General features: G+C 74.6%; 1 protein-coding gene. It reads left to right on the top strand.

Features of this window, described 5'->3' with window-relative positions; translation table 11 throughout:
- Nucleotides 1-2,759 (top strand): hypothetical protein (locus AB0G02_RS34275; RefSeq protein ID WP_360802761.1); only part of this gene is annotated, 2,759 nt, incomplete at both ends.

Below are 2,759 nucleotides of genomic sequence, written 5' to 3'. Positions count from 1 at the left end.
GGTGGGACCGACCGCGCGGTCCGCGGGGCCGGCCCGGTGCTGTCGGTGGCGGACGCGCGGGACCTGCTGGGCGACTTCTTCGCCGACCGGGACCGACTGCGCGCGGCCTACCCCGAGGCCCTGGGTGACGCCGAGGTGGCGGTCACGCCGCTGGGGAACGGTGTCCGATCGGTGATCACCCGCCCGGGATCGGACCAGGCGCTCACCGCCGAGGTGGAGCTCGGCGGCACCCCGGACGAGCCCTTGGTCACGGTCACCCTGCGGCGCAGCGACGCCCCGGGGGTCCACCGGCACACCTACGACGCCGACAACCTCGACTGGATCGCCCAGGACCTCTTGGACGGCACGCCGCAGCACAACCGGGCGTTCGAGAGCCTGCCGCACCCGGACGGGTGGCACGGGCCGCTGGACGGCGCGGCGCCGCAGGGCGTCCCGTGGTCTGAGGACACCATCAAGGCCGGGGGCTTGGCGGCCGGGCAGTGGATGCGCGGCCGGCCCGCCTGGACCCACGCGCTGGTGTACCCGCGGGCCCGGTGGGTCGTCGAGCAGACCCACGACCCCGCACTGCTCCCGCCCGACACCCGTCCCGCGCTCGTCAACGTCGTCGCGAAGGCCCTGGAGCAGTACCAGGACTTCACCGCGGTGGTGGACCTGGCCCGCGGCATCGCCCGCGACCTGGGCACCGCGCGGATCGGGGAGCACGGAGGCGCCGAGGTCCTCGAACTCAACGCTTCGGACCCCGTGGGCGGCGACTCCGGTCCCGCGAGGGGTGCGGTGGCGCCGGCCTGGACGCCCGCGAGGCTGCGCGCGAAGGTCGCCGCGTCGCTGGAGGTGCTGGAGAACGCCGACCACCGGGTGCGGGCGACCGCCCTGCGGCGGGCTCGCGGCATCGTCGCGTTCACCACCGAGGTCGACCCGACCTCCGACGAGGACCTGCTGGTGGACCTGACCAGCGCGATCGCGATCGACCTGGCGTCGCACTCGGGGGTCGAGGGCTACTACCGGGGCGCGGTGGCGCTCGCCTACGAGATCGCCCGGGACCTCGGGTTCGCCGCGTCGCCCTTCGCCATGTCCCAGCCGGACCGGGAGGCGCCGAACCCGGCCCCCGAGTGGTTCTTCGACGTGGCGCCCGACGTCACCGGGCTGACCGAGTGGCAGCGGTACGACCTGCTGGTGATGGCGGGGGAGTTCGCCGACGCGGCCTTCGCCCGCGAAGCGCTGGGCTACCTGCCACCGGTGGTGGTGGTTTCCGGGGCGCGGGCCGAGGACGCCGCGGAAGTGCTGCGCAGCGTGCCGCTCGGGACCGCCGAGGTGAAGGCCGGCGGTCCCGTCGTCGGCCCGGCCGTGTTCGTCGACTGGACGCTCATGCGCAAGGTGCCGAGGGAGCTCCAAGGCGTCGCGCCCGTGCTGGAACTCGAAGGCGCGGCCCTCGAACCGGAGCTGCGGGAGCCCGCCTCCCCGGCGGAGGGCGAGCAGGACGCGCCCCTGCCCCGATTCGAGCACCCGATCCTCGACGACCCGAGCTGGCGCCACCGGACCGACCCCAGCGCGCCCTGGTTCGCGCCGAGGGACCCGGTCTCCGCGGAACGCATCCGCGCCGCGCGCCCCAAGGTCGTCACCGGCACCGTGCGGGGCCTGGACTTCAGCGTGATGAACACCGGTGAGGTCTCCCGTGGGCGGGCCCGCCTGACGCCCGTCTCCACGACCGTCGCCTACGACGTCCGCGACTTCGTGGTGGACGGCGTGCCGGTGCGCGAGTTCACCGTGCGGCTGTTCGTGGATCCGGTCGACCCGTGGGACGGCGCCAGGACCAACGCCGCGGGAGCCGAGCTGGCGGCGCTGAAGCAGCGCGTCCGCCAAGGCGTCGACGAGGCGTTCAACCGCGGATACCGCCTCCCCGACGGGAGGCAGTTCCACGCCCGCGTCCAGTTCACCGCCAAGCGCGAGAACGCGCACGGCCACATCCTCGTCGGGGCTCCCGGGACGCGCACCCTCCAGCACAGTTGGCCCGTCACGATCACGCCCGAGGAGGCGGCCCACGAGTTCTTCCACTTCCTGGGCGCGAGGGACGAGTACCGCGACAGGGGTGAGCACCAGCAGGACCCCCGCGCGCAGGCCGGGCCCAGGACCATCTTCATGGAGCACACCGGCCGGGGGAGGGTCGTTCGCGACGGCAGCATCATGTCCCCCCGGAAGCGCGGCGGGTACGCGCCGGTCAGGCCGCGTCACCTGGTGTTGGTCGAGAACGTCAGGAGGGCGTTGGAGAGCCCGGCCCCGACATCCGAGGCGGCCCTCCGGCTGCTGGGGGAGCACGACCCGAGCTGGGTCCTGAAGAGCGCCGGGTTGTACCCCGCCGGGGCCGCCGGTGCGAGGACCACCCAGGCCGCCTACCAGGCGGAGACGACCGACGCGCCGGAGACGACCTACGTGCCGGGGCACGCGGGGGCTGCCCACCGGGCGGGGGCCGCCGGCGAGCAGGGGTCCGTGGACGCGTGGGGAAGCGTGGACGCGTGGGGGACCACGGACGAACCGGAGATCGCGTCGTGGACGCCGGCGGTCCTGCGGGAGCGGGCCGCCGAAGCGCGGTCGCGGCTGTTCGACACCTCCCAGCGCACGCAGGAAGTCCTGTACCTGCGGGCCCACGCGCTGGTCACCGAGGTCGTCGGGAAGGAGGGGCTCGCGGGACTGCGCGCCGACCTGGTCGACATCGCCGCCGACGAGTTGGACACGCGCGCCGGCGTCACCGCGACGTGGTCGCT

Source organism: Actinosynnema sp. NPDC023658 (assembly GCF_040639995.1).
In the GTDB taxonomy this organism is placed as follows: domain Bacteria; phylum Actinomycetota; class Actinomycetes; order Mycobacteriales; family Pseudonocardiaceae; genus Actinosynnema.
Note: the sequence above shows the minus strand (reverse complement) of the source record. Positions and strands in the feature narration are given on the sequence as shown.